The following is a 25,784-nucleotide window of genomic DNA, read 5'->3' as shown; positions in this document are numbered from 1 at the left end:
CTTTTTTTATTATTTTTTACAAGGAGAAAATGTGGATAATCTTAAGTGGAATTCTTTTGATACGCGTTGGATGCTTTCTCTTTTTGGGACTGCAGTTGGTGCGGGGATTTTATTTTTACCTATTAAAGCAGGTGTTGGTGGTTTTTGGCCAGTTGTTGTAATGGCTTTGATTATTTTTCCAATGGTGTATTTAAGCCATAGAGCCTTAAGTCGTTTTGTATGTCAAGCAAATGGTAATGATAAAGATATTACTCATGCGGCTGAAGAGTATTTTGGCAGAAAAGTAAGTATTTTTATTTCTGTGCTTTATTTCTTTGCAATTTTCCCAATTTGTTTAGCATATTGTGTAGGTATAACTAATACTTTTGAGAGTTTTATTTATAATCAATTCTTACCACTTTTAGATCCAAATGGTTCTTTCGCAAACGCAATTAGTGCTATGTATCAAACAAGTGTAAATGAGCAAGGAAAAACTATAGCTAATTTACTTCCTTTTTATAGAGCGCTTTTTGCTTTTGTTTTAGTAAGTATTTTTATGCTTATTATGCTTTTTAGTGAAGAATTAATTACCAAAGTATGTGAGTGGCTTGTATATCCTTTATGTGCTATTTTATTTTTATTTTCTTTATATCTTATCCCGCAATGGTCGTTTGAAAGTTTTAGTGCTATTCCTGGAACAAAAGAATTTATTACTATAGTATGGCTAACTTTACCGGTTTTAGTGTTTTCATTTAATCACTCACCAGCGATTTCTACTTTTTCTTTAAGTGTAAAAAGACAATATCCTGAAAATTCAGTACAAAAAGCAAATCAAGTGTTATTTAGAACTTCTGTAATGTTACTTGCTTTTGTAATGTTTTTTGTGGTATCTTGTGTGCTTTCTTTAACTCCTGCAGAACTTGCTGAAGCTAGAGCACAAAACATACCTGTACTTTCTTATTTTGCTAATAAACTTGATAATCCATTTATTTCTTATGGTGGTCCACTAATCGCATTTTTAGCAATTTCTAGTTCATTCTTTGGGCATTATTTTGGTGCTAGGGAAGGTGCTTATGGTATAGTTAGAAAATGTTGTAAATTAGCAGGTAATGATAATCCGGATTTGAAAAAAATCGCAGTTTATTCAACTTTGGTAATGTATATTGTTATGTTAATTACTGCTTATGTAAATCCAAGTATTTTAGGTTTTATTGAAAGCTTAGGTGGTCCAATCATTGCCGCAATCTTATTTTTAATGCCTATGATTGCAATTTACACTGTATCTAAAATGAAAAAATTCCAAAACAAAGCTTTAGATGCATTTGTGTTTATCACAGGTATTTTGACAATCATCACTGTAATTTATACTTTTTAAGGTGCTGATGAATGAGTAGTAATTTAAGTATATTTAAAGTTGGTGTCGGTCCTTCATCTTCTCATACTTTAGGACCAATGCTAGCAGGGAATATGTTTTGTGAAAAAATCAAAGATAAAATCACACAAATTACAAAAATTCAAATCAAACTTTATGGCTCTTTATCGCTTACTGGTAAAGGCCATTTAAGTGATAAAGCTATTATATGGGGGTTGAGTGGCTTAAGAGCAAAAGAATTAAATATTGCTTTGCAAGATCGTGTGTTTAATAAAATTTTGCAAGATAAAATTTTGGTTTTAGATGCTCAAAAAGAATTAAATTTTGATTATGATAAAGATTTGATTTTTGAAAAAGACTTTTTACCTTTGCATGAAAATGGATTGAAAATAAGTGCTTATAATGAAAATGGAGAAATCATTGCTGAAGAAATTTATTATTCGGTAGGCGGTGGTTTTGTTATGAGTGAAGCTGAACTTCAAAAACACAAAGATGGAGCTTGTGAGCAAAAACATACTAAATTAGAACTTGATATTAATAATGCAAGCGATGCTTTAAGAATTTGCGAAGAAAATTCATGGGATCTAGCAAAACTCTCTTATGAATATGAGCTTCAATTTCACACTAAAGAAGAAATTAGAGCTTATTGTTTAGAAATTTGGGAAGTAATGCAAGAAGTTTATTATAATGGTATTCATCCAAGCTCAGATTTTCTTCCAGGGAATTTACATTTAAAACGCCGCGCCAAAGGACTTAATGAGCGTTTGGCTATGACAAGTGATCCTTTAGGAATTATTGATTTTATTTCTTTATATGCTATTGCTATTGCAGAGGAAAATGCAAGTGGAGCTAGAGTGGTAACTGCACCAACTAATGGTGCATGTGCTGTTGTGCCTGCTGTAATGCTTTATCTTAAAAATCATACTATTGGTTTTAACGATGAAAAAGCCATTAATTTTTTACTTACTGCTATGTTAATAGGCTCTTTTTATAAGAAAAATGCAAGTATAAGTGGTGCTGAAGCTGGCTGTCAAGCTGAAATTGGTAGTGCAAGTTCTATGGCAGCAGGAGCTATGGCTACTGTAATGGGTTTTGATGCAAAGATAGCTTGTAATGCTGCTGAAATTGCAATGGAGCATCATTTAGGTTTAACTTGTGATCCAGTAAGTGGTTTAGTGCAAATTCCTTGTATAGAAAGAAATGCCTTTGGAGCGATTAAAGCAATTTCAGCTGCTAGAATGGCAATGAGTAGAAAATCAACTCCAAAAGTAAGTCTTGATGAGGTTATAAAAACTATGTATGAAACCGGCAAAGACATGAACTCAAAATACAAAGAAACTTCTTTAGGTGGCCTAGCTACTAATCTTACAAGTGTATGTTAAAACCTTAAGTTTTAAAACTTAAGGTTTTTCCTTAAAGCTTTTAAAAGCGCATAAATGCTAAATTTTTAAAAATTTTAAGGAAAATATAAATGATAGAAATCAAAAAACCAGCAGAAATAGAAAAACTACGCAAGGCAAATGAACTTGTAGCTAGAACGCTTGACTATCTAGAGGGCATTATAGTTCCGGGTATGAGTTTAAAAGAAATTGACATTAAAGCAGAAGAATTTATACTTGATCATGGTGCAAAACCATCTTTTAAAGGCTTATATGGTTTTCCAGGCAGTATTTGTATCTCGCTTAATCAAGCTTGCATTCATGGTGTAGGGGATGAGCGTATTTTAAAAGAAGGCGATATTTTAGGGCTTGATGTGGGTACTTGTATAGATGGATATTATGGAGATGCAGCAAGGACTATACCTATAGGTCAAATTTCAGCTACTGATGAGGCTTTGATTGCTTGTGCTAAAGATGCTTTGTATTATGCTATAGATATTATCAAAGAAGGTATGCGTTTTAAAGAGCTTTCATATGAGCTTGGCGAGTTTATCACTAAAAGAGGATTTGTACCTTTGAAAGGTTATTGTGGTCATGGTATAGGTAAAAAGCCACACGGTGAGCCTGAAATTCCAAATTATTTAGAACCGGGTGCTAGTGCAAAAAGTGGACCTAAAATCAAAAATGGCATGGTATTTTGCATAGAGCCTATGGTATGTCAAAAAGATGGCACACCGGTACATTTAAAAGGTAATTGGGAAGCAGGAAGCAAAGATGGATTAAATGCTGCTCATTATGAGCATTGTGTTGCAATTATAAATGGCAAAGCAGATATTTTATCTAAGTAAGAAAGTTTAAACTTTCTTACTCAAATGTTTTTAGTTTTTCTGAAAGTTTAGAGGCATTTTCTAAAACATCTTGTGAAATTTGTGTTAGCTCGAGTGAATAGTTTTTAACACAATTTGCAAGTTCAGTCACTTTTTCTACATTTTGTTCTAACTCATTCATTTTAGCTTTTGACTCATCGCTTTTTTCTTCCATAATTTTAGTAGAATGGATACTTGTTTTTAATTTTTCTATAGAAGCACCGACTTCACCTTGTAAGATATTAGCTTTGTTAGAAGTATCACTCATGGATTGATGAATTCCATCCATCAAGCTTTTGTTGTCATTAATTTGTTGTACTATAGTTCTTACAGTAGTTTCTATAGCGACTAAAGATTTTGTAGTTTTATCAGCTAAGTTTCTAACTTCATCAGCAACAACAGCAAAGCCTCTACCATGTTCTCCTGCGCGAGCTGCTTCAATAGCTGCATTTAAAGCTAGCAAGTTAGTTTGATCGGCTATATCTTTAATGGCTGCTGTAACTTCTACAATACTATCAGCACTTTGTACCAGTATATCCATAGCACTTAAAACACTTTGTTCTTTTTCTCCACTTAGTAATATAAGCTCTACTAGCTCTTTAAGCGTTTTTTCAACTTCTCCCATAACTTCTTGCATATCATGCATATCTTTTATAGTATTTTTAGCTAGATTTTGAGTTAAGTCTATATGACTTTCTAAAACAGAACTTATTTCATGGACATTAGAAATTTGCTCATGTTGTAAAAGTGAACTTTGCTGTAAAATTTCAGCATTTTGGGAAAGTTTTTGTGAGCTTTTGTGACTTGAATTTGCAGTTTGTATGGCTTCTAAAACTGAATTTTGCACTATCTGTATGAAAGAATTAATATAGCGAGCACTTGTAGCTAATTCGCTTTTTTTATCAATGTCTAATCTTGCACTTAAATTCGCATGTTCTCCTGCTAGATTTGCACTTAGTTTTTCAAGTAAAGATATAGGTATGATTACTTTTTTTAATGTTAAAAGTATGAAAAAAATCAATACAACTAAGGTAAATAGGAAAATTCCTATAGCTGTATAAAGATTATATTTATTTTGTAGATTGATATTTTTAGCAATTAAATTTTGGTGTGCTAAAATTTGTTTTTGCAGTTCTTGATCAAGAAAACTTTGAGAATTATCTTTTAATATTTTAATTTGACTTAATATCATCTTACAATGTGTATTAAAAAGCTCAAATAACTCTTGTGGTAATTGAGAATCTTTTGCGTTTAAATTTGTGACAAGATTTTGTAATCTATTTTGTGCTAAAGGTTCTAATATATCCATAGTTCCTATAATGCTTAAAATATTTCCTATATATTCTATTTGTTTAGCCTCTTGAGTAGTGAGTGCTAATTGATTTGTTTGTTTGATGATTTCTTGTTGAATTTCATAAAGATAAAGCTTTGAATTTATAGCAATAGAATTGGCTGATTTAAAATGTTGTAGTTGTGTATTTTTTTTCTGAAAAATTGCTTCTAGCTTTTTAGTATCTATTTCATTGGCTTTTAAAATAGCTAAAGTATTTTCAAAATCTCTTACTAGTTTGACGCTAATGTCATAGTTTTGTAGATTTAGTTTATTTTTAAAAATTTCATCTATTTTAGTATCTAGAATTTCTAATTTTTGAAAAGAATCCATAATAAGTGAATTTCTTTTGGTGGTATTGTAAGTATTAAAAATAAATAAAGTCAAAGTTAAAAGCAATACCAAAACCACTATGGATAAAGTGATGAATTGTTTTAAAAAAGAGAAAGTTTTTTTATTTGAGTGGATCATGGTATTCTCCTGTTAAAGAATTTAAAAATGCAACTATATCATCAACTACATCTTGCTCTAAAAATTTACCAAGCTGATAATACGCCATAAATTGTACGCAAGCATCAAGTGTTGGCATAGAACCATCATGAAAATAAGGAGCAGTTTTGGCTATGTTTCTAAGACTTGGCACTTTTACTACAAATTGATCGTGAGGATCTTGAGTGATCTCATAGCGTCCTTTCCAATTTGTTCCATTATCATAAGGAACAAATACTCCCATTTTTTGATACATATTTCCACCTATATTTTGTCCTTGATGGCATGCTATACAACCATTTGATAAAAAGGCATTATAGCCTCTTTTTGCTTGTTCGCTTATAGCGTTTTTATCTCCCTTTAAGTAGCGGTCAAATGGGGAATTTGGCGTAAGTAAGGTTTTTTGAAATTCAGCTAAAGCATCTGCTATATTATCAAAGGTAACTTCTCCGTAAAGTCTTTTAAATTCTTTTTCATAAATTGCGTTAGTTTTTACTATTTGCACCACTTCATCTGCATCTTTTAACCCCATTTCTTTAGGGTTTAACAAAGGATGTTTGGCTTGTTCTTGTAAATCTTTTGCATTGCCTCTCCAAAATTGTGCTAGGCTAAAAACGGCATTAAAATTTGTAGGAGTATGGAATGGCTCATCTATTATGCCATTAATACCTGTTGAAAAAGTTTTATTATCTACTCCAAAATTTGCAATATCATGACAACTATTGCAAGATACTTTTTTATCTTTTGATAAACTTGTATCCATATAGAGTTTTTTTCCTAAAATAGCTTTTTCTTTATTATAAGGAATGCTTTCTGGTATAGGTGTAATCATTTCAAATGCTAAAAGTGGCAACAAAGAAAGTATTAAAACAATAAAAATTTTCATAATCATTTTCCTTTAATTTTATAAATTTTTAATTAATAATTTTTTTTAATTATAACATTAAAATCTTAACCTCTTATAAGTAAATATGGTAGTTATCAGTGTTATCAGGGATAAAAACAAAATATAAATAAAAATTCCATACACGAAAGGATTTTCAGGTTTTATAGCCAAAGAATGTAATGCAAATACAAGTTGAGGAGTGAAACCACCCGCTATTGCATAAGCTATATTATAAGAAAAAGAAATTCCACTAAAACGAATACTTGGCTTAAAAATTTTACACATTAAAATAGGTGCTAAAGCATTAATACCACCAAAAAAACACGCTATAAAATAAAAATATATACTCAAATGCAAAATTTGAGCATAGAAAAAATAAAAATAAAAAAAGCACGATAAACTAAATCCTATGGTAAAAATTAAAGCGGTAGCTAAAAAACCAAATTTATCAACCCAAATTCCAGCAAGTAAAGTTCCACAAGATAAAATTACTATTGCAAACATTTGGATTAAAATCGCATCTGTTTTATCAAGAATCAAAACTTCTGATATAAAATTAGGCATAAGTAAAATAAGTATTATCACGCAAGCTGTGAGCATCCAAGTTAAAAGCATAGAAGCAATGATGTCTAAATAAATATTTTTTTCTTTAAAAAGTGTTTTTAAAGGAAATTTTTCTAAATCATTTTCTTGTCGCATTTTTTGAAAAACAGGTGTTTCTTCTAAAAATTTTCTAAGATATATAGAAATGATACCAAAAAATCCACCTATAGCAAATGGAATACGCCAAGCATATTCATAAATTGCTTCTTGATCAAAGTAATGATTAATCGCTAAGGCAACAATACAACCTAAAAGAATTCCAAAAGCCATAGAAGCATTAATAGCGCTAATATAAAAACTATCTCTTCCATCGGGTGCATGTTCTTTTACAAATACCCAAGCACCAGGGAGTTCTCCGCCTATAGCTATACCTTGAGCTATTCTAACAAGTAGTAAAAAAATAGGAGCAAAATATCCTATAGTTTCAAAAGTAGGTATAAAAGCTAGAGAGAAAGTTGGAAGCACCATGAGTAATATACTAAGCATAAACATCTTTTTGCGACCCATTTTATCTCCAAAATGTGCCATAATTATACCACCGATTGGTCTAGCTAAATATCCTGCCGCGAAAGCCCCATAAGTGTTTAAAAGTTTCCAAAAATCACTTAAATCACTAGGAAAAAAATTTCTTGAAATATAATTAGCAAAAAATACAAAAATAACAAAATCATAAAATTCTAAAGCTCCACCCAAAGAAGATAAGGAAAGAGTTTTAAAATCACCTCTTTTTAAAGTTTTTGACATCTATAAATACTTTCTTTTTGTAGTAATTTTGTAATTATAGTAAAAATATTATAGTTTGTAAAAAAATATTAAAAATTTAAAAAGAAAAATTGTGATAAAATAATAGCTTTGTATTTTATAGAAAGGAGAGAAATATTGGCAAAAGATGATATTATCGAAATTGATGGTAATGTAATCGAAGCTTTACCTAATGCGACTTTTAAAGTTGAATTAGATAATAAACATGTGATACTTTGTCATATTGCAGGTAAAATGCGTATGCATTATATTAGAATTATGCCTGGCGATAGAGTTAAAGTAGAGCTAACGCCTTATAGTCTTGATAAGGGTCGTATTACATTTAGATACAAATAAGTCTAAGTTGTTTAAAAGCAAAAGTAAAGTATAATTAGCACTTTTGCAGAAATTGCAATAAAACTGTATGAAGAAGTATTTTCAAAATCACCACTTATTTTGAAAATAGTTGGTTGCTCTAAAAACCTGGTGCAGTTGTAAAAAAGTGGAATTTACAATAACAGGAGTAAAGCATGAAAGTTAGACCATCTGTTAAAAAGATGTGTGACAAATGCAAAGTAGTTCGTCGTAAAGGCGTAGTTCGCATTATTTGCGAAAATCCAAAACACAAACAAAGACAAGGATAATTTATGGCTCGTATTGCAGGTGTAGATTTACCAAAGAAAAAAAGAATTGAATATGGTTTGACTTATATTTATGGTATAGGTTTGCATACTTCAAGAAAAATCTTAGATAAAACCGGAATTTCTTATGATAAAAGAGTTCATGAGTTAAGTGAGGACGAAGCAGCGGCTATCCGTAAAGAAATTCAAGAAAACTATATGGTTGAGGGTGATCTTAGAAAACAAGTTGCTATGGATATCAAAGCATTAATGGATCTAGGAAGCTTTAGAGGCTTAAGACATAGAAAAGGCTTACCGGTTCGTGGTCAAAAAACAAAAACAAATGCCAGAACTAGAAAAGGTAAGAGAAAAACCGTTGGTGCAAAATCATAAGGATAGAAAATGGCAAAAAGAAAAGTTGTTAAGAAAAAAATAGTTAAAAAAAATATAGCTAAAGGTATAGTTTATATCAGTGCAACATTTAATAATACTATGGTTACTGTAACTGATGAAATGGGAAATGCTATTGCATGGAGTAGTGCAGGTGGTTTAGGATTTAAAGGTTCTAAAAAATCAACTCCTTATGCGGCACAACAAGCAGTAGAAGATGCTTTAAATAAAGCAAAAGAACATGGTATTAAAGAAGTAGGCATTAAAGTACAAGGGCCAGGAAGTGGTCGTGAAACAGCAGTTAAAAGTGTAGGTGCTATGGAAGGTATCAAAGTAACTTTCTTAAAAGATATTACCCCATTAGCTCATAATGGTTGTAGACCACCAAAACGTCGTCGTGTCTAAGAATAAGATATAAGATTTAGGAGAATTATAATGGCAAGATATAGAGGACCAGTAGAAAAATTAGAAAGACGACTTGGCGTAAGCTTGGCAATGAAAGGCGAAAGAAGATTAGCAGGTAAAAGTGCTTTAGATAAACGCCCTTACGCACCAGGTCAGCATGGACAAAGAAAAGCTAAAATTAGTGAATATGGACTTCAATTAAGAGAAAAACAAAAAGCTAAATTTATGTATGGTGTTAGTGAAAAACAATTTAGAAGATTATTTAGTGAAGCTGCTAGAAAAGATGGCAATACCGGTGCGCTTTTAATCCAGCTTTTAGAACAAAGACTTGATAATGTTGTTTATAGAATGGGTTTTGCTACAACACGCCGTTTTGCTAGACAACTTGTAACTCATGGACACATTTTAGTAAATGGTAAAAGAGTAGATATTCCTAGTTATAGAGTAGAGGCAGGTCAAAAAGTTGAAGTGATTGAAAAAAGCAAAAACAATCCTCAAATTTCAAGAGCGATCGAACTTACTGCTCAAACTGGTATAGTTGCTTGGGTTGATGTAGAAAAAGAGAAAAGATTTGGAATTTTTACAAGAAAACCTGAAAGAGAAGAAGTTATCATTCCAGTTGAGGAAAGATATATCGTTGAGTTGTACTCTAAATAATAAAGGTTTTTGATATGAGACATATTACAACTTCTGCTTATACACCAACAGAGTTTAGTATTGAAAATATCAGTGATACAGTAGCAAAAGTAAGTGCATGGCCTTTTGAAATTGGTTATGCTATTACTTTGGCGCATCCTTTGCGTCGTTTGCTTTATTCAAGCACAGTAGGTTTTGCCCCAACAGGAGTTAAAATCAAAGGCGTAGCACATGAATTTGATAGTATGCGTGGTATGCTTGAAGATGTAGCATTGTTTATTATCAATCTAAAAAAATTAAGATTTAAACTAAAAACAGATTCTGAAAAAGAAATCGTAACTTTTAGTTTTAAAGGACCAAAAGAAATTTGCGGAAAAGACTTAGACAATGAAGTTGTTGAAGTTGTGAATGCAGATAGCTATCTTGCAACGATTAATGAAGATGCGGATTTAGAATTTACTTTAATCATTGAAAAAGGTATAGGTTATGTGCCTTCTGAAGAAATTCAAAATTTCTTAGATCCTGAATTTATAGCACTTGATGCATTCTTTACTCCGGTAAAACATGCGGTTTATGATATAGAAAAAGTGCTTTTTGAAGATAATCCAGATTATGAAAAAGTTGTTTTTACAATCACAACCGATGGTCAAATTTCACCAAGTGATGCTTTTAAAAATGCTTTAGAAGCAATGTATAAACAATTATCAGTGTTTGATAAAATCACTAATGCACAAAGCGTTGTAAGAAGTCAAACACCAAATAATGAAGTAGAACATGTAAAATTACTTCAAAATATAACTGAGTTAAATTTAAGCGCAAGAAGTTTTAACTGTTTAGAAAAAGCAAATGTAGTTTATATTGGTGAACTTGCCTTAATGAGTGTTAGCGAACTTGCAGATTTAAAAAATCTTGGTAAAAAATCTTTAGATGAGATTAAAAGTGTAATGGAATCTATAGGTTTCCCTATAGGAAATTCAAAACTCAGTGATAGTGCAAAAGAAACGCTAAAGAAAAAAATTACAGAATTAAAAGCACAAAATGAAGGATAATCAATGAGACATAGACATGGATATAGAAAGTTAGGTCGCACTTCTACTCATCGTGCAGCCTTATTAAAAAACCTTACCATTGCTATTATTAAAGCAGGTAAAATAGAAACAACATTACCTAAAGCAAAAGAATTAAGAGGTTATGTTGAAAGATTGATCACTCGTGCAAGAAAAGGTGATTTCAATGCTCACAGAGCAGTTTTTGCTAGCTTACAAGATAAAGAAGCCACAAATAAACTTGTAACAGAAATTGCACCTAAATTCGCAGATAGAAATGGTGGTTATACAAGAATTATCAAAACAAGAATTCGTCGTGGCGATGCTGCAGAAATGGCTTTCATCGAATTCGTAGCTTAATTTTTAGCCTTTTAAAGGCTAAAAACTTCTTATTTTTATTTATTTACTTACTATTTTTTGTATTTTTATCCATTTTTTGCTACTATTAATCTTTTTAACTACAAAAAAGGAAAAAAATGCAAGAAAATTCAAGATTACGCATAGCTATACAAAAATCAGGTCGTTTAAGTAAAGATTCTATTGCCTTGCTTGAGTCTATAGGCGTAAAACTTCGCATACACGATCAAAGTTTAATTGCTTTTTCTACAAATTTACCTATTGATTTACTCAGAGTAAGAGATGATGATATACCAGGGTTAATTTTTGATGGAGTAGTAGATCTTGGCATAGTTGGGGAAAATGTTTTAGAAGAAAATGAGTTAGAAAGAAAATCAAAAAACGAAAATGCAGATTTTATAATGCTTAAAAAGCTTGATTTTGGTGGGTGCCGCTTGTCTTTAGCATTACCAGAAAATAGTGAGTATAAAGGTATAGAAAGTTTTAAAAATTTACGCATAGCAACTTCTTATCCACAGCTTTTAAAGCGTTTTATGGAAGAAAATAATATCCCCTATAAAACTTGTATGTTAACAGGCTCAGTTGAAGTAGCACCAAGTGCAAATTTAGCTGATGGAATTTGTGATTTAGTTTCAAGTGGAGCTACTTTAAAAGCAAACGGACTTAAAGAAGTTATGGTAATTTATAAGTCAAAAGCTTGCATTATCCAAAGAAAAGAAAGCTTAGCTTCGCACAAACAAGAATTAATCGATAAATTACTCATTAGAATTCATGGAGTTATGCAAGCAAGAGAGTCAAAATACATCATGTTGCATGCTCCTATTGAAAAGCTAGAAAAAATCACAGCCTTGTTACCAGGTGTTGAAAAACCTACGATTTTACCTTTAGAAAATGATAAAGCTAGAGTGGCACTACATATGGTAAGTCAAGAAAATTTATTTTGGGAAACTATGGAAGCTTTAAAAAAAGAAGGCGCAAGTGCGATTTTAGTTTTACCTATTGAAAAAATGCTCTCTTAAAGGATAAAAATGCAAATACTTGATTTTGAAAAATTAAACCAAAACGAACAAGAATTAGCACTCAAGCGTCCTGCTATGAGTGCTAATGCACAGGTTAAAACCATAGTAGAACAAATCATTGAAGATGTTAAAACAAATGGCGATGAAGCTTTAAAGCAAATGGCTGTAAAATTTGATAAAGTAGAGTTAAATTCCATCAAACTAAGTGATGAAGAGCTTAGTAATTTAGCAGAGCAAATTGATGATGAGTTAAAACAAGCTATTAAAATAGCTTATGAAAATATCTATAAATTCCACAAAGCTCAAGAAAGTCAAACCATAGAGGTTCAAACCTTTGAAGGGGTAACTTGCAAGGTGCTAACAAGAGCCATTGAAAAAGTAGGGCTTTATATACCAGGAGGCTTAGCACCACTTTTTTCAACCGCACTTATGCTAGCTATCCCTGCTAAAATTGCAAAATGTAAATTCATAGCCTTAGCTTCCCCAGCGCCATTACATCCTGCCATTGCTTTTGTGGCAAAACTTTGCGAAGTTGATGCAGTGTATCAAATAGGTGGAGCAGGAGCCATAGCAGCGCTTGCTTATGGAACGCAAAGTGTACAAAAAGTGGATAAAATTTTTGGCCCAGGAAATGCCTTTGTAACTGAAGCCAAAAAACAAGTTAATAATCATGGAGTAGCTATTGATATGCAAGCAGGGCCTTCTGAAGTGTTAGTTTTAGCAGATGAGTTTGCTAATGCTAAATTTATAGCTTCAGATTTACTCTCGCAAGCTGAACATGGAGCAGATTCTCAAGCGATTTTAGTTTGCACAAGTGAAAAATTAGCCAAAGAAGTAGATAATGAAGTTGCTTTACAGCTTGAAAAACTCTCGCGTAAAGAAATTGCTTCAAAATCTTTAGCACACTCTAAAATCATTCTTGCAAAAGATATAAAACATGCCATAAGTATTTCAAATGACTATGCACCCGAGCATTTGATCATTCATACACAAAATCCATCTAGCTTACTTGATGATATTATGCATGCAGGTTCAATATTTTTAGGTGAGTATTCTCCAGAATCTATGGGAGATTATGCAAGTGGGACAAATCATGTATTGCCAACTTATGGTTTTACTAAATCTTATTCTTCATTAGGGCTTGCTGATTTTATGAAAAGAATGAGTGTGCAAGAACTTAGTAAAGAAGGCTTTAAAAAGCTTGGTCCTGTGGTGGAAATTTTAGCAGCAGCTGAAGGACTTGATGGGCATAAAAATGCCGTGAGTTTAAGATTAGAAAGTCTAAAATGAGTGCAAAAATTTTATTTATCGATAGAGATGGCACACTCATTGATGAGCCAAAAGATGATTTTCAAATCGATTCTTTAGAAAAACTTGAGTTTGAAAAAGGTGCTATCAATGCGCTTTTAAAGTTAAAAAATTTTGGTTTTAAATTTGTTATGGTAAGTAATCAAGATGGCCTAGGTACAAATTCTTTTCCTAGAGAAAATTTTGACAAGGCTCATGAAAAAATGTTAAGTGTTTTTCAAAGTTGTGGCATAGAATTTGAAGATATTTTTATATGTCCGCATTTTGAGCATGAAAATTGCGCCTGCAGGAAGCCAAAAACTGCCATGCTTGAAAACTATATCAAAAATAAACTTTATGACAAAAATAAAAGTTTTGTTATAGGCGATAGAGACAGCGATATGCTTTTGGCGCAAAATCTTGGAATTCAAGGTTTAAAATATGACAAAAACGACTTTAATTGGGAGCAAATTGCTGATTTTATTTTGCAAAATTACCGCAGTGCCTGTATAGAGCGTAATACTAAAGAAACCCAAATTCAAGTTAAAATGGCTTTTAATGAAAAAGCAAAAGCTAATATAAAAACAAATATCGCATTTTTTGATCATATGTTAGAGCAAATTGCTACGCATGCAAATATATCTTTAGAGATAAAATGCAAAGGAGATTTAGAAGTTGATGAACATCATAGCGTAGAAGATGTCGCACTTGCTTTGGGCGAGGCTGTTAAAAATGCACTAGATCAAAAAATAGGTATTGCAAGATATGGCTTTGTTTTACCTATGGATGAGTGCTTGGCAAGTTGCGCGATTGACTTTTGTAATAGACCGCATTTAGTTTATAAGGCTAAATTTAAAAAAGAAAAGCTTGGAGAATTAAGCACAGAAATGATAGAGCATTTTTTCTACTCACTAAGCTATGCTATGGGTGCGAGTTTGCATTTAAAAGTTAAAGGCAAAAACGATCATCACAAAGCCGAAGGACTTTTTAAAGCCTTTGCAAGAGCTTTAAAAATGGCTATAAAAATAGAAAATGAAAATCTAGCAAGCTCAAAAGGAGTGATATGAAACTAGCTATTATAGATACAGGTTGTGCGAATTTAGCTTCTCTTGCTTTTGCACTCGAGCGTTTAGGACAAAAAAGTATTATCACGCATGATTTAAAAGAACTCTCACAAGCAGATAAACTTTTACTTCCTGGGGTTGGCACAGCAGCTAAAGCAATGGCTAATCTACAAGCACTTAATTTAGAAAATTTTATCCAAACTACCACAAAACCACTTTTAGGCATTTGTCTTGGTATGCAAATTTTGGGTAAATTTTCAGAAGAATTACACCAAAAAACACTTGGTATTATGCCTTTCGAGACACAAAAATTCCAAGAAAAAGCAAATTTTACTTTCCCACATATGGGGTGGAATCAAGTCTTTAGCTCACATGAGCTTTTTAAAGGCTTAGATGGAGCTTATTTTTATTTTGTGCATAGTTATTGTGTGAGTTTAAATGAATACACCATCGCAGAGTGTGAGTATTCTGCTAAATTTAGTGCAAGTTTAAATAAAGACAATTTTTATGGTGTGCAGTTTCATCCTGAAAGAAGCGGCGAAGCGGGCGAAGTATTATTAAAAAATTTCATAAATATGTAGGTAAAAATGCAAACTCAAATCATTCCAGCATTGGATTTAATAGATGGTAAAGTAGTAAGGCTTTATAAAGGAGATTATGCTAAAAAGCAAGAATATAGCTTCGATCCTTTAGTTAAATTTCAAGAGTATGAGGCTCAAGGCATTGCTTGGCTTCATTTGGTGGATTTAAGTGGTGCAAAAGATCCTAGCAAAAGACAACTAAAACTCATAGAAAACCTAGCTTCTAAGATTAGAGTAAATCTTCAAGTAGGTGGAGGAATTCGCACTAAAGATGAAGTTAAAGCTTTGTTTGATAGCGGTGTTAAACGCGTAGTTATAGGCTCTTTAGCGGTTAAAAATAAGCCCCTTACGCAAGAGCTTTTAAATGAATTTGGCGTAGAAAGTATAGTCTTAGCGCTTGATAGTATTTGCGTTAAAGATGAGTTTTTTGTGGCTGTTGATGCATGGAGTAAAACAAGCGATGAGAGTTTGTTTGGGCTTTTAAATTTTTATAAAGATGTAAAACATATCTTATGCACAGATATTTCTAAAGATGGCACGATGAGTGGAGCAAACATCACTTTATACAAAGCTTTGCATGAGAAATTCCCACATTTGCAAACCCAAGCAAGTGGAGGCGTGGCGAGCTTAGAAGATTTTAAAAAGCTAAATGGCATAGTAAGTGGTATCATCGTAGGTAAAGCCTTGCTTGATAAAGAATTTAGCATAAAGGAGGCTCAAGAATGCTTACAAAACGCATAATTGCATGTTTAGATGTAAAAGATGGTAGAGTAGTTAAAGGGGTGCAGTTTAAAAATCATGAAGATATGGGAGATGTTATAGAACTTGCTAAATTTTACTCACAAAATGGCATTGATGAGCTTGTATTTTATGATATTACAGCTTCAGCCAAGAATGAGCGTATCAATAGAGCTTGGGTAAGCAAAGTAGCACAAAATATCTCTATACCATTTTGCGTCGCAGGGGGTATAAAAAGCGAAGATGACGCAAAAGAACTTTTAGCAAATGGTGCTGATAAAATTTCTATTAATTCTCCTGCTTTAAATGATCCTGATTTAATCTCACGCCTTGCAAAAAGCTTTGGAGTGCAATGCGTAGTTGTAGGTATAGATACTTTTAAAGATGAAAACAACGAGCTTTTAGTCTATAAATACACTGGAGATGAGAACAAATCTCATCATAGTGGTAAAAAAACACTAGATTGGGTAAAGCAAGTATGTGAGCTAGGGGCTGGCGAAATCGTGCTAAATATGATGAATCAAGATGGCATGAGAAAGGGATATGATCTAGATCAACTTACTAAGGTTAGACAAATTTGTCCTGTGCCTTTAGTAGCAAGCGGTGGCGCAGGAGCTAAAGAGCATTTTTTGGAAGCTTTTAAACTTGGTGTTGATGGAGCTTTAGCAGCTTCAGTGTTTCATAAAAAACTTATAGATATTAAAGAATTAAAACTATTTTTAAAAGATCAAGGCATACAAATTCGTATTTAAAAGGAAAAACTATGGGTATAAATGAAGAAGAATTTATAAAAAGCATAAATTGGCAAAAGGTAAATAACCTTATCCCTGTGATAATCCAAGATTATCATTCTTGTGAAGTTTTAATGCAAGGTTTTATGAATGAACAAGCTCTAAGAGAGAGTTTTAAGCACCAAAAGGTTGTATTTTACTCACGCACTAAAGAGCGTTTGTGGATGAAAGGTGAGCAAAGTGGGAATTTCTTGCATATCATAGATATGGGACTTGATTGTGATAGAGATTGTATTTTAATCCTTGTAAAAGCTCAAGGCGCTACTTGTCATACAGGCGATACTTCTTGTTTTGAAACGCTTTCTAAAAAAGCTGATTTTGTATTTTTATCGCGTCTTGAAAGACTTATCAACTCACGCAAAAACACTTGTGCAAGCTCTTCTTACACGGCTGAACTTTTTTCAAAAGGCACTAAACGCATAGCACAAAAAGTAGGTGAAGAAGGCGTTGAAACCGCTTTGGCTGCTACTATTAAAGATAAAGATGAGTTGATAAATGAAGCTGCTGATTTACTTTATCATTTAGAAGTGTTATTAGCTGATGCGGATTTGAGTTTAAATGATGTGATTGCTAAATTAAAAGAAAGAAATAAAAGTTAAGCGTGATTTCTCACGCTTAATTAAGCAATATTTTTGAAAAGATTCACTAGCTATATCGAGTAATTTTAAAAAAACTTTACACATTAAAATCTACTTTTTGATTTATTTTCTACTTTTTAATTTCATTTTATTTACATTTTTGGAACACTTATTGCTTTGTCTTGGCTAAGCAATAGTAGATTGTGAAGTAATCACAAAGCAATATTTTTTAAAGGATTTAATTATGATGAGATCTCTTTGGGCTGGGGTTTCAGGACTCCAAGCACACCAATACGCAATGGATGTAGAAGGTAATAACATAGCCAATGTTAATACATTTGGTTTTAAATATTCTCGTGCGGATTTCTCAACGCTTATGAGTCAAACTTCTAAGATAGCTACAGCTCCAGATGGCAACCTAGGTGGTAAAAACCCTATGCAAGTTGGACTTGGTGCAGGTGTAAATTCTACTACTAGAATTCACTCTCAAGGTAATATCCAAACTACAGACAAAAACACCGATATGGCTATCAATGGTGATGGATTTTTCATCGTTTCAAATGATGGTGGCACTACGCAGTTTTTCACCCGTGCAGGGGACTTTAAAACAGACGCAGTAGGAAATTTCGTAGATAATAACGGCTACACCGTTCAAGGTTGGAATTATAATCAAGAAACAGGGCAAATTGACTCTTCAACTTCAGTGCAAGATATAGTTATCCCACCTGGTATGAGTATGCCTGCTAGAGCAAGTACTTCAGTAAGCCTTACAGCAAATTTAGATAGTGGTAATACTTTAGGTATGAATGCTTCTGCTAAGCGTCCTATCTATGCATTAGATTCTACTCATGGTCATAGGGAAGATACAGGAACAACTGTAGATGAAAATGATACTGGACATACTGAGTTTTATACTACTTCAAAAAGTGGAGCCCAAGTAACCGAAAAAGGTGTGGATATGGGTGTAGTATTTAATGCCCAAGGTGAAGGATTGAACCTAAGAGATGGGCAAGGTATATGGGTGAGTTATGCGGATGCTAAGTGGCAATCTACTCAACAATTTAATACCAGCTTACCAACAAATGCTGCTGATATTCAAATTGATACAGACTATACATTTTGGGGATTTACTAGAGCTGATGGAACTCAAGTGCCTGCTACTTTAGATATAACTATTAATGGAACCAGAATTCAAGCTACAGGCGTGGGACAAGATACTTTTATCAATGCTATCAATGCTAAGACATCAGAAACAGGCGTAGTAGCTTCTATAGTAGATGGTAGAATGACATTTACCAATGATAACAGCACAGGAACTACATCTAAAACAAAAAATATTAATATCAGTGTTAATGCAGGGGCTAATACAGCAGGACAAGCTATAAGACCTACTGGAGACATAGCACAATTGCAACCACCTGGGGCTGGAAATACTATTTTGGGTGGACAAAATGGACCTATAAGTGTTGTGACAGCTCATGAATATATTTATAGTGCAAATAATGTAGATATAGGGGCTAATCCTGATCCAAATGAAATAGATACTTGGCCTGATATGGCAGGAAGAAGAACCTTCCATACTACTGAGGATTTAAGAGAGCTTTTACAAAGAGATGCTAGGTGGGCTGTAGACTATGATGGAAATGGGCAAAGAGAACAAGATGATGCTAATGCTGGTGTAAAAGTAGTAGTAGAAAATGATGGTAGATTTAAAATTACCAATCCTGCTCAAGATGGTGCAAAAGATATGACTTTTAAAGTTACGGGTTATTCTAATGAAGCTAATAAAATTTCTACTAATGATAAATTCACAGCTATGTTTAGTGCCTTAGATGGAAATTTCAACGCAGGCAATAATGAAAAGTATTCTCAAGACATGTATTTATCAGCTCATACTGCTAGTATAGAAATCTTTGACTCATTAGGAACTAGACATGAGCTAACTGTGCAATTTACCAAACAAACTAAAACAGCAGATGGTGGGGCTGAATGGTCTATCATCATCTCAGTGCCTGAACCTGCAGAGATTAATTTCAGTGGTGATGGTGCTCCGGGAAATATAGTAGTAGGAAATTTAAGATTTGGTAATGATGGCTCGCTTCAAAGCTATACACCAAATGTATTAAACTTCACTGGAAATAACGGCTCAAAACCTGATCAAGTAATCAAACTTGACTTTGGAACAACAGGTGGTTTTGATGGTTTAACAAGCTATGATAAAGACTCAGCTACCACTAAACAAGAAACAGATGGTTACACAGGGGGTAATCTAAAGCCAGATGCATTAAGAACTGATGAGAATGGTTATATCTATGGAGAATTTACAAATGGTAAAACTCTAGCGCTAGCTAAGGTTGCTCTAGCTACTTTCCCAAATAATATGGGTCTTGAAGAAATGGGTAATAACCTTTATAAAGCGACAGCAAACTCAGGAACAGCTACCATAGGTCATGCGGGCGAAGGTGGTAGAGGGGGCTTAAAAGGCTCAGCTATAGAAATGTCAAACGTGGATTTAAGTCGTGCATTAACTGAGCTTATCGTAATCCAAAGGGGTTATCAAGCAAACTCAAAAACGATTACCACAAGTGATCAGCTTTTAAATACTTTGCTTCAATTAAAACAATAATCTTAACCCAAGGTTTTTAAAACCTTGGGATCAAGCTTTACAAGGTTATCGAGGTAGCCTTGTAATACTTGATAGCCTTGAAGCCTTCAATCTATTGCTAACTCACTTCTTTCTTGCCTTAAGGAGTGAGTAGCATGATTTGCATATCGACAAGTTAAAATAAAAATTTATAAAGCTAATCATCTATTAATAGTTTTAATCATTGCAAATTTAAAATATTTTGTTTTGCTATTATGATCAAAAACACTAAAATTATCAAGAAAAATATAAATATTGTTTATTGATATAAAGTTTTTTGAAAAAGGTTCGATATAGTCAGTGAATCTTTTCAAAAATATTGCTTAATTAAGCGTGAGAAATCACGCTTAACTTCTTTTTGATTTTATTTAACTTTCTTTTATTAATCAAACTTAGATAAGAAATCAAAGATAAAAATGTGCAAGTTCCTAAAATAAGTGATAAAAATATAGGTGTATTAGCATTTAAAAGACTTACTAAAAATGCCATTACTCCCGCCATAGCAAATTGTGCTGCACCTAAGAGTGCTGAAGCACTGCCTGCATTTTGTTTTGATCTTGCCATAGCTAAGGTTGTGGTATTTGACAGGATAAAACCCAAACTTGCTATGATAAAACACAAAGGAATTTCAAAAGCCCAAAAACCTAGCTCAAAAGTTGCACCCAAAATGAGTAAAAAAGTTAAAAAAGTAATTACCATAAGCGCTCTAGGGAGTATATAATAAGGAGAAAATCTAAGGACTAATCTTGCATTGATATTTGCACATATAACAAAGCTTAGAGCATGAGCTCCAAAAAGGGCTGCGTATTGTTGCTCGCTTAATCCAAAAACGCGTGTAAAAACAAAAGATGAGCCGGTTAAATAAGCAAAAAAACCTGCAAATATTAAATTTCCACAAAGCAAATACACTACAAAACGGCGATCTTTTAAAACTTTTTTGTAACTTTTTGTAACCTCTTTGTGATTGAATTTTTTTCCTTGGGTGTTGTGATTGCTTTCTTTTAGAACAAAAATAACAAGTAAAAATAAAATAAAACCTAAGATAAACAATGTCAAAAATATACTACGCCAAGAAAAAAATTCAAGTAAAATTCCACCAAAAGTAGGAGAAAGCATAGGCGCTAAAGAAGTAAAAACCATCATCAAAGCATAAACTCCTGCTGCTTCTTTAAGCTTAAAAACATCATTTACTATAGCTCTTGCTACGACTACACCCACGCAACCTCCTAAAGCTTCAAAAAAACGCAAAGCTATAAAAGCATGAATGGAATCAACTAAAACACAAGCAATACTTGAAGAAATAAAAATAAAAAGTCCTATGTATAAAGGTTTTTTTCTGCCATATACATCACTTAATGGTCCATATAAAAGCTGACCTAAAGAAAAGGCGATGAAAAAACTTGCAAGAGAAAGTTGAGTGTAAAAAGAATTTGTTTGAAAGCTTTTTTCTACTTCATTTAAAGCAGGTAAATACATATCAGTTGAAAGTGGTGCTATGGCAGATAAAAAGCCTAGTATGATAATGAGTTTGAGTTTTTCAAAACCTTTTATTTGGGTGTGTTTTTGCATAAAATTTCCTAAAGTCTTTTTACCATTGTATAGCAAAAAGTCTAAAATAAACAATAATTTACATTTTTTAAAGGCAAATAAGATAAAATTAAACTAAAAATAATCAAGGAAAAATTATGAATATGCCTTTTAGTGATGAGGAATTAATCGAACCTGTAAAAGCCAGTCTAGCTAAAACTATGCATATTTTAGAAAATGATGGCGGAGGGCTTGATTTTTTGGGTGTGAAAAATGGTGTAGTTTATGTGAAGCTAACCGGAGCTTGTCATGGCTGCCCAGCTAGTGGGACGACTTTGAAATATGGCTTGGAAAAACAACTTAAAATCGATATACATCCAGATATTACTATAGTAAATTTAGCAGGTGGGGAAAGCGAATTTGCAAAATTATAAAAAAATAGCCATAGAATGTTTTTACAAAAAAGATTTTAAAAATGCTAAGATGTATTTTTCTCTTGCTTATGAAAAGCGTAAAAATAAGAGACTTTTAACTTTTATTAATATTTGTGATTTGGCTTTAAAAAGCCCTGAAGAAGCTTTTGTTTTTTTTGAATTTTTTATGCAAAATTATAAAAATACTAAAGTAGATAAAGACTTAGAAAAACTCATTAATCTTAGCCAAAGTGTGCAGTTTGAAGAAGATAGCGAAGATTTTGAGGGCTTGAGTTATCAAGATTTTTTACTTAGCGAAGCAAAAGTCGGGTTTAAACAAGCTTTAGAAAATGTTATAATATCTAATAAACTTATTATTAACGATAAAGAAGATTTTGTGGATTTTTTAGAAAAGCTTTTAGAACATGGTTATAAAGATATGCTCGTAGCTTATATGGAAGATGTTTCAGCGCATTTTTATTCTAATTATAGATTTATTAAGCTTAGTGAGAAAATCAAGGAATTAAATTATGATAGTAAAGATTGAAAATACTTTCATTTGTGATAATTCTAATGAATGCGAAAAAGATTGTTTTTTCTTAAAAACTACTCAAAATGAAAAATTTCTTCATCAAGCTTTAGAAAAACAAGCAAAAGTTATTGGCATTGGCGAATGCAAGAAGCTTTTAAATATAGATGAAAGTATTAAAATCATAGGCATTACAGGCACAAATGGCAAGACAACTACCGCGGGAGCTATTTACTCTATCTTGCTTGATTTAGGTTTTAAATGTGCCTTAATGGGAACTAGGGGTAGTTTTATAAATGATAAAAATATCACTCCAAAAGGCTTAACTACTGCTCCTATTTTACAAACCTTAGAGTTTTTATCTTTAGCAAGTAAGGAAAAATGTGAATTTTTGATTATGGAAGTAAGCTCGCATGCTTTAGTGCAAAATCGCATTGAAGGGCTTGAGTTTAAGGCTAAAATTTTTACTAATATCACTCAAGATCATTTAGATTTTCATGGGGATTTTCAAAACTACCAAGCGGCAAAAGAAAGTTTTTTTACCGATGAGTGTATGAAATTTATCAACAAAGATGCAAAAGCTATAAATTTTAATGTCAAAGGTGCTTTTACTTATGGAGTGGAAAATCCAAGTTATTATCACATTAAAGCTTATGCTTTAAAAAATGGCATTGAAGCTGTGGTAAATTTTGGTAAAGAAACTTTTATGATTGATTCTTCTTTGGTGGGGCTTTTTAATCTTTATAATCTTTTGGCCGCAAGCGCTTGTGTAAATGAACTTGTTAAGCCAAATTTAAAAGAGCTTGAAAAGGCCATTAGTAATTTTGGTGGCATTGAGGGTAGAATGCAAGTGGTTGCAAAAGATGTGATTGTAGATTTTGCTCATACGCCCGATGGCATAGAAAAAGTTTTAGATGCTTTAAAATATCGTGATTTGATTGTGGTTTTTGGAGCAGGGGGAGATAGAGATAAAACTAAGCGTCCGTTAATGGCTAAAGTTGCCAAACACTATGCTAAAAAACTCATCATCACAAGTGATAATCCGCGTTCAGAAGAGCCAATGGATATAATTAATGATATTTTAAATGGTATAGAAAAAGATGAGAGTGTTTTTGTAGAATGTGATAGAAAAGAAGCAATCAAAAAAGCATTAGAGCTTAAAACAAAAGATGATTTTGTAGTGATTTTGGGTAAGGGCGATGAGACTTATCAAGAAATCAAGGGTGTAAAATATCCTTTTAACGATAAAGAAGTAGTATTAGAGATATTAAAAGAAGGAAAATAAATGTTTGAAAATATGGATTTTTCTAAAATGGGCGAGCTTTTAACTAAGGCTCAAGAAAAAGCAAATGAATTAGAGCAAGAAGCTTTAAAAAAAGAATTTAGTGCAAAAAGCGGTGGTGGTTTAGTAAAAGTTAGTGCTAATGGAAAAGGTGAAATCATCGATATAAACATTGATGATTCTTTGTTAGAAGATAAAGAGTCTATGCAAATTTTACTAATAGCAGCGATTAATGATGTGATGAAAATGGTAGAACAAAATAAAAAATCAATGGCTAGTAATTTATTTAGCGGAATGGGAATGCTATGAGAATTTTACTTTGTATTTTGGGTGTAGTTTGCACACTTTTTGCTGTGCCAAGACCGACTTTTAATGATTTTTTGGGTTGTTATGAAAAAAATAAAGCTAGTATGTTGATTTATGAGGGCTTACCTGCCTTTGCTTTAAATGAAAATACTTTAGCAGTAGTTAAAACTAAAAACGCGAAATTAAACAGCTATACTAAATATGATCCCTTTTTAAATTTGTATTTAGTAAAAACAGATTTTAGTTTAATTCCTGCACCTATGGGAAATGAAGAAGATTTAACACGCAATAGTTGGGTGGGAATTTTAGATAGCAATAAAAGCTATATAGGGCATTTGAAGTATTTTGGGCAAAGTTTGACAGAGCGTGATCAACTTGACTTTGCTTCTAAAATCGGAGAGCTTAACTCGCCGTGTTGTAAAATGCTTGGTATAAGTTTAGAAGATGGCAAACTTATAGGTAATCGTTATTTAAAACACTTTGCAAAATATCCTGATGCTTATTGGGGTGATATAGGTGTGGATTTTGATATGCGTGATGGCAAAATTTATGTTAAAAATGTGCGTAAAAATGGACAATTTTTACTTAATGATGAGCTTGTGAGTGTCGATGGACAAGCTTATGATGATTTAAGAAAACTAAATGAAAAAATTTTATTTGCTGATCGCGGTGCAACTTTATACTTTAATGTATTAAGAGATAATAAAGATGTTAATATCTCCACTATGGTTTTTGATAAAGACTTGGGTGCATTTGCTAAGCCTAAAAAAGTGGTTCAAGCTAAGCCAAGTTCTTTTTATAGTAATCTAGGATTACGCGTAGATATGAAAATGAATGTTACAGAAGTTACTCCAAATTCTAAAGCACAAATGGCTGGATTTTTAAAAGGGGATAAGATTTTAAGAATTAATAATCAAAAAATCAACAATTTTAATGAACTTCAAGCCATATTAGCTCAAGCTAATACTTTTGATATTCTAGTCTCAAGACAAGCAAGCAATATCCCTTCAGCGAAAAATAATGACTTTGAGCATTTTAATAAAGGATACTTTGACTTTTTTATAAGGCTAAATAAGTGATTTTAGAAAAATTCAAACAGCATTTAGAGCAAAATTTTCCTAAAACTCAAAGTTTTCATCCATTTTTTAATGAAGCTTTAAAATGGATGTTAGAAGCTGGTGGGAAGCATTTTAGAGCCCAACTGCTTTTGGGTATAGTTAATGCTAAAAATCCTGCTTTGTTTGAAAAGGCTTTAAATGCAGCTTTGGCTTTGGAATTTATCCACACTTACTCTTTAATACATGATGATTTACCCGCTATGGATGATGCTTCTTTGCGTAGAGGAAAGCAAACTTTACACAAAAAATACGATGAAACTACGGCTATTTTAGTGGGCGATGCTTTAAATACTCAAGCTTTTTTACTTCTTTCTAAGCTTGATTTAAAAGAAAATGTTAGATTAAAACTCATAGAAACTCTAGCCTTTAATGCAGGGCTTGGCGGTATGATTATTGGGCAAGCTATTGATTGTTATTTTGAAGATATGCCTTTAAATTTAGAGCAAGTTGAGTTTTTGCACATTCATAAAACTGCAAGATTGATTGCAGCGGCTTTAAAAATGGGTTGTGAAATTTGTGAGTTAGATGAAAAAGAATGCGAGCAAATTTATGAAATAGGGCTTTTGATAGGATTGGTTTTTCAAATCAAAGATGATATTATCGATGCGACTTTAGATACTCAAGAAGCAGGAAAGCCAACTCATAATGATTTGCATAAAAATTCTTTTGTTAAACTTTTAGGTTTAGAAGGTGCTAAAAAGGCAAAAGATGATAAAATTGCTTTATGTGAAGAAAAAATGAAAAATTTAGACTCTAAGCTTGCTAATGAGCTTCAAATTTTGATTGATAAATATTTAAAAGGTTAAAC

28 protein-coding genes and 1 pseudogene are annotated in these 25,784 nt (G+C 32.3%); 24 read left to right on the top strand and 5 right to left on the bottom strand.

Annotated features, from left to right (window positions below; all coding sequences use genetic code 11):
• The first annotated feature begins 70 nt into the window (after positions 1 to 70).
• From L8W57_RS01330 to map, 3 genes are all read left to right on the top strand, one after another.
• A complete protein-coding gene (locus L8W57_RS01330) occupies positions 71 to 1,354 on the top strand; it encodes an aromatic amino acid transport family protein (protein WP_133319191.1) in 1,284 nt (427 codons plus the stop codon).
• A gap of 11 nt (positions 1,355 to 1,365) precedes the next feature.
• Complete coding sequence (locus L8W57_RS01325; RefSeq protein ID WP_133319140.1) at positions 1,366 to 2,733, top strand: L-serine ammonia-lyase; 1,368 nt, start codon at positions 1,366 to 1,368, stop codon at positions 2,731 to 2,733.
• 89 nt (positions 2,734 to 2,822) lie between these two features.
• Entirely contained in the window at positions 2,823 to 3,578 is a 756-nt protein-coding gene (gene map, locus L8W57_RS01320; protein WP_133319141.1) for a type I methionyl aminopeptidase, read from the top strand.
• A 16-nt stretch (positions 3,579 to 3,594) separates the two neighbouring features.
• Here map and L8W57_RS07920 read toward each other — a convergent pair whose 3' ends face one another.
• The 4 genes and pseudogenes from L8W57_RS07920 to L8W57_RS01305 form a co-directional block, all read right to left on the bottom strand.
• Positions 3,595 to 4,221, bottom strand: coding sequence for a methyl-accepting chemotaxis protein (locus L8W57_RS07920; RefSeq protein WP_263665375.1), 627 nt, complete (start codon positions 4,219 to 4,221; stop codon positions 3,595 to 3,597).
• Positions 4,222 to 4,722: 501 nt separating this feature from the next.
• Positions 4,723 to 5,397: pseudogene (locus L8W57_RS07915) on the bottom strand (DAHL domain-containing protein); the annotation flags it as partial.
• Positions 5,381 to 6,304: a cytochrome-c peroxidase gene (locus L8W57_RS01310; RefSeq protein ID WP_243705637.1), complete on the bottom strand. Its 924-nt coding sequence runs from the start codon at positions 6,302 to 6,304 to the stop codon at positions 5,381 to 5,383. The pseudogene L8W57_RS07915 and the gene L8W57_RS01310, both read right to left, overlap by 17 nt.
• A 54-nt stretch (positions 6,305 to 6,358) precedes the next feature.
• Positions 6,359 to 7,648: an MFS transporter gene (locus tag L8W57_RS01305; RefSeq protein WP_133319144.1), complete on the bottom strand. Its 1,290-nt coding sequence runs from the start codon at positions 7,646 to 7,648 to the stop codon at positions 6,359 to 6,361.
• Positions 7,649 to 7,783: 135 nt separating this feature from the next.
• Between L8W57_RS01305 and infA the strand changes: the two genes are divergently transcribed.
• From infA to flgE, 15 genes are all read left to right on the top strand, one after another.
• The gene (gene infA / locus L8W57_RS01300; RefSeq protein WP_012660842.1) at positions 7,784 to 8,002 is read left to right on the top strand and encodes a translation initiation factor IF-1; all 219 of its coding nucleotides are present in this window, start codon (positions 7,784 to 7,786) and stop codon (positions 8,000 to 8,002) included.
• A 173-nt stretch (positions 8,003 to 8,175) separates the two neighbouring features.
• A complete protein-coding gene (gene rpmJ / locus L8W57_RS01295) occupies positions 8,176 to 8,289 on the top strand; it encodes a 50S ribosomal protein L36 (RefSeq protein WP_002781429.1) in 114 nt (37 codons plus the stop codon).
• A gap of 3 nt (positions 8,290 to 8,292) precedes the next feature.
• The gene (gene rpsM / locus L8W57_RS01290) at positions 8,293 to 8,658 is read left to right on the top strand and encodes a 30S ribosomal protein S13 (protein WP_012660843.1); all 366 of its coding nucleotides are present in this window, start codon (positions 8,293 to 8,295) and stop codon (positions 8,656 to 8,658) included.
• A gap of 9 nt (positions 8,659 to 8,667) precedes the next feature.
• A complete protein-coding gene (gene rpsK, locus L8W57_RS01285; protein WP_133319145.1) occupies positions 8,668 to 9,060 on the top strand; it encodes a 30S ribosomal protein S11 in 393 nt (130 codons plus the stop codon).
• A gap of 30 nt (positions 9,061 to 9,090) precedes the next feature.
• Positions 9,091 to 9,717 (top strand): 30S ribosomal protein S4, encoded by a 627-nt coding sequence (rpsD, locus tag L8W57_RS01280; protein WP_133319146.1) that lies wholly within the window; start codon positions 9,091 to 9,093, stop codon positions 9,715 to 9,717.
• Between the two features lie 14 nt (positions 9,718 to 9,731).
• Entirely contained in the window at positions 9,732 to 10,745 is a 1,014-nt protein-coding gene (locus L8W57_RS01275) for a DNA-directed RNA polymerase subunit alpha (RefSeq protein WP_039627711.1), read from the top strand.
• A 3-nt stretch (positions 10,746 to 10,748) separates the two neighbouring features.
• A complete protein-coding gene (gene rplQ, locus L8W57_RS01270) occupies positions 10,749 to 11,102 on the top strand; it encodes a 50S ribosomal protein L17 (protein WP_012660847.1) in 354 nt (117 codons plus the stop codon).
• A gap of 116 nt (positions 11,103 to 11,218) precedes the next feature.
• A complete protein-coding gene (gene hisG / locus L8W57_RS01265) occupies positions 11,219 to 12,118 on the top strand; it encodes an ATP phosphoribosyltransferase (protein ID WP_133319147.1) in 900 nt (299 codons plus the stop codon).
• Between the two features lie 9 nt (positions 12,119 to 12,127).
• Positions 12,128 to 13,408 carry a histidinol dehydrogenase gene (hisD, locus tag L8W57_RS01260; RefSeq protein ID WP_263661858.1) on the top strand — a complete coding sequence of 427 codons (1,281 nt, stop codon included), beginning with the start codon at positions 12,128 to 12,130 and terminating at the stop codon, positions 13,406 to 13,408.
• Complete coding sequence (gene hisB, locus L8W57_RS01255) at positions 13,405 to 14,472, top strand: bifunctional histidinol-phosphatase/imidazoleglycerol-phosphate dehydratase HisB (protein ID WP_220567016.1); 1,068 nt, start codon at positions 13,405 to 13,407, stop codon at positions 14,470 to 14,472. Before hisD ends, hisB begins: the two co-directional genes overlap by 4 nt.
• Positions 14,469 to 15,050: an imidazole glycerol phosphate synthase subunit HisH gene (hisH, locus tag L8W57_RS01250; protein ID WP_220567019.1), complete on the top strand. Its 582-nt coding sequence runs from the start codon at positions 14,469 to 14,471 to the stop codon at positions 15,048 to 15,050. Before hisB ends, hisH begins: the two co-directional genes overlap by 4 nt.
• Before the next feature lie 6 nt (positions 15,051 to 15,056).
• Positions 15,057 to 15,791 carry a 1-(5-phosphoribosyl)-5-[(5-phosphoribosylamino)methylideneamino] imidazole-4-carboxamide isomerase gene (locus tag L8W57_RS01245; RefSeq protein ID WP_263661857.1) on the top strand — a complete coding sequence of 245 codons (735 nt, stop codon included), beginning with the start codon at positions 15,057 to 15,059 and terminating at the stop codon, positions 15,789 to 15,791.
• Positions 15,773 to 16,540: an imidazole glycerol phosphate synthase subunit HisF gene (gene hisF / locus L8W57_RS01240; RefSeq protein WP_263661856.1), complete on the top strand. Its 768-nt coding sequence runs from the start codon at positions 15,773 to 15,775 to the stop codon at positions 16,538 to 16,540. The genes L8W57_RS01245 and hisF overlap by 19 nt, the downstream gene beginning before the upstream one ends.
• Positions 16,541 to 16,551: 11 nt before the next feature.
• Positions 16,552 to 17,178 carry a bifunctional phosphoribosyl-AMP cyclohydrolase/phosphoribosyl-ATP diphosphatase HisIE gene (hisIE, locus tag L8W57_RS01235; RefSeq protein ID WP_133319155.1) on the top strand — a complete coding sequence of 209 codons (627 nt, stop codon included), beginning with the start codon at positions 16,552 to 16,554 and terminating at the stop codon, positions 17,176 to 17,178.
• Positions 17,179 to 17,401: 223 nt separating this feature from the next.
• On the top strand, positions 17,402 to 19,783 hold the full coding sequence (gene flgE, locus L8W57_RS01230) for a flagellar hook protein FlgE (RefSeq protein ID WP_263661855.1): 2,382 nt from the start codon (positions 17,402 to 17,404) through the stop codon (positions 19,781 to 19,783).
• A gap of 345 nt (positions 19,784 to 20,128) precedes the next feature.
• Here flgE and L8W57_RS01225 read toward each other — a convergent pair whose 3' ends face one another.
• The gene (locus tag L8W57_RS01225) at positions 20,129 to 21,370 is read right to left on the bottom strand and encodes a multidrug effflux MFS transporter (protein ID WP_263661854.1); all 1,242 of its coding nucleotides are present in this window, start codon (positions 21,368 to 21,370) and stop codon (positions 20,129 to 20,131) included.
• A gap of 122 nt (positions 21,371 to 21,492) precedes the next feature.
• Here L8W57_RS01225 and L8W57_RS01220 point away from each other — a divergent pair, with 122 nt between their 5' ends.
• The 6 genes from L8W57_RS01220 to L8W57_RS01195 are packed head-to-tail and all read left to right on the top strand — an operon-like array spanning position 21,493 to position 25,782.
• Positions 21,493 to 21,762 carry an iron-sulfur cluster biogenesis protein NfuA gene (locus L8W57_RS01220; RefSeq protein WP_039619526.1) on the top strand — a complete coding sequence of 90 codons (270 nt, stop codon included), beginning with the start codon at positions 21,493 to 21,495 and terminating at the stop codon, positions 21,760 to 21,762.
• Positions 21,749 to 22,288, top strand: coding sequence for a histidine kinase (locus L8W57_RS01215; protein ID WP_133319159.1), 540 nt, complete (start codon positions 21,749 to 21,751; stop codon positions 22,286 to 22,288). The genes L8W57_RS01220 and L8W57_RS01215 overlap by 14 nt, the downstream gene beginning before the upstream one ends.
• Positions 22,272 to 23,555, top strand: a complete 1,284-nt coding sequence (locus L8W57_RS01210; RefSeq protein WP_263661853.1) for a UDP-N-acetylmuramoyl-L-alanyl-D-glutamate--2,6-diaminopimelate ligase — start codon at positions 22,272 to 22,274, stop codon at positions 23,553 to 23,555. The genes L8W57_RS01215 and L8W57_RS01210 overlap by 17 nt, the downstream gene beginning before the upstream one ends.
• Positions 23,556 to 23,861 (top strand): YbaB/EbfC family nucleoid-associated protein, encoded by a 306-nt coding sequence (locus L8W57_RS01205; protein WP_039667857.1) that lies wholly within the window; start codon positions 23,556 to 23,558, stop codon positions 23,859 to 23,861.
• Complete coding sequence (locus tag L8W57_RS01200; protein WP_263661852.1) at positions 23,858 to 24,937, top strand: PDZ domain-containing protein; 1,080 nt, start codon at positions 23,858 to 23,860, stop codon at positions 24,935 to 24,937. Before L8W57_RS01205 ends, L8W57_RS01200 begins: the two co-directional genes overlap by 4 nt.
• Positions 24,937 to 25,782 (top strand): polyprenyl synthetase family protein, encoded by an 846-nt coding sequence (locus tag L8W57_RS01195; RefSeq protein ID WP_220567046.1) that lies wholly within the window; start codon positions 24,937 to 24,939, stop codon positions 25,780 to 25,782. The genes L8W57_RS01200 and L8W57_RS01195 overlap by 1 nt, the downstream gene beginning before the upstream one ends.
• The last annotated feature ends 2 nt before the right edge of the window (positions 25,783 to 25,784 follow it).

Source organism: Campylobacter sp. IFREMER_LSEM_CL1890, assembly GCF_025772045.1.
GTDB lineage: Bacteria > Campylobacterota > Campylobacteria > Campylobacterales > Campylobacteraceae > Campylobacter_D > Campylobacter_D lari_D.
The sequence above is the reverse complement of the archived record's forward strand: the minus strand, read 5'-3'. Positions and strand labels throughout refer to the sequence as shown.

Coding starts and splice junctions, on each gene's coding strand:
- L8W57_RS01330 (WP_133319191.1), top strand. CDS start 71: ATGCTTTCTCTTTTTGGGACTGCAGTTGGTGCGGGGATTTTATTTTTA.
- L8W57_RS01325 (WP_133319140.1), top strand. CDS start 1,366: ATGAGTAGTAATTTAAGTATATTTAAAGTTGGTGTCGGTCCTTCATCT.
- map (WP_133319141.1), top strand. CDS start 2,823: ATGATAGAAATCAAAAAACCAGCAGAAATAGAAAAACTACGCAAGGCA.
- L8W57_RS07920 (WP_263665375.1), bottom strand. CDS start 4,221: ATGGGAGAAGTTGAAAAAACGCTTAAAGAGCTAGTAGAGCTTATATTA.
- L8W57_RS01305 (WP_133319144.1), bottom strand. CDS start 7,648: ATGTCAAAAACTTTAAAAAGAGGTGATTTTAAAACTCTTTCCTTATCT.
- rpmJ (WP_002781429.1), top strand. CDS start 8,176: ATGAAAGTTAGACCATCTGTTAAAAAGATGTGTGACAAATGCAAAGTA.
- rpsM (WP_012660843.1), top strand. CDS start 8,293: ATGGCTCGTATTGCAGGTGTAGATTTACCAAAGAAAAAAAGAATTGAA.
- rpsK (WP_133319145.1), top strand. CDS start 8,668: ATGGCAAAAAGAAAAGTTGTTAAGAAAAAAATAGTTAAAAAAAATATA.
- rpsD (WP_133319146.1), top strand. CDS start 9,091: ATGGCAAGATATAGAGGACCAGTAGAAAAATTAGAAAGACGACTTGGC.
- L8W57_RS01275 (WP_039627711.1), top strand. CDS start 9,732: ATGAGACATATTACAACTTCTGCTTATACACCAACAGAGTTTAGTATT.
- rplQ (WP_012660847.1), top strand. CDS start 10,749: ATGAGACATAGACATGGATATAGAAAGTTAGGTCGCACTTCTACTCAT.
- hisG (WP_133319147.1), top strand. CDS start 11,219: ATGCAAGAAAATTCAAGATTACGCATAGCTATACAAAAATCAGGTCGT.
- hisD (WP_263661858.1), top strand. CDS start 12,128: ATGCAAATACTTGATTTTGAAAAATTAAACCAAAACGAACAAGAATTA.
- hisB (WP_220567016.1), top strand. CDS start 13,405: ATGAGTGCAAAAATTTTATTTATCGATAGAGATGGCACACTCATTGAT.
- hisH (WP_220567019.1), top strand. CDS start 14,469: ATGAAACTAGCTATTATAGATACAGGTTGTGCGAATTTAGCTTCTCTT.
- L8W57_RS01245 (WP_263661857.1), top strand. CDS start 15,057: ATGCAAACTCAAATCATTCCAGCATTGGATTTAATAGATGGTAAAGTA.
- hisF (WP_263661856.1), top strand. CDS start 15,773: ATGCTTACAAAACGCATAATTGCATGTTTAGATGTAAAAGATGGTAGA.
- hisIE (WP_133319155.1), top strand. CDS start 16,552: ATGGGTATAAATGAAGAAGAATTTATAAAAAGCATAAATTGGCAAAAG.
- flgE (WP_263661855.1), top strand. CDS start 17,402: ATGATGAGATCTCTTTGGGCTGGGGTTTCAGGACTCCAAGCACACCAA.
- L8W57_RS01225 (WP_263661854.1), bottom strand. CDS start 21,370: ATGCAAAAACACACCCAAATAAAAGGTTTTGAAAAACTCAAACTCATT.
- L8W57_RS01220 (WP_039619526.1), top strand. CDS start 21,493: ATGCCTTTTAGTGATGAGGAATTAATCGAACCTGTAAAAGCCAGTCTA.
- L8W57_RS01210 (WP_263661853.1), top strand. CDS start 22,272: ATGATAGTAAAGATTGAAAATACTTTCATTTGTGATAATTCTAATGAA.
- L8W57_RS01205 (WP_039667857.1), top strand. CDS start 23,556: ATGTTTGAAAATATGGATTTTTCTAAAATGGGCGAGCTTTTAACTAAG.
- L8W57_RS01200 (WP_263661852.1), top strand. CDS start 23,858: ATGAGAATTTTACTTTGTATTTTGGGTGTAGTTTGCACACTTTTTGCT.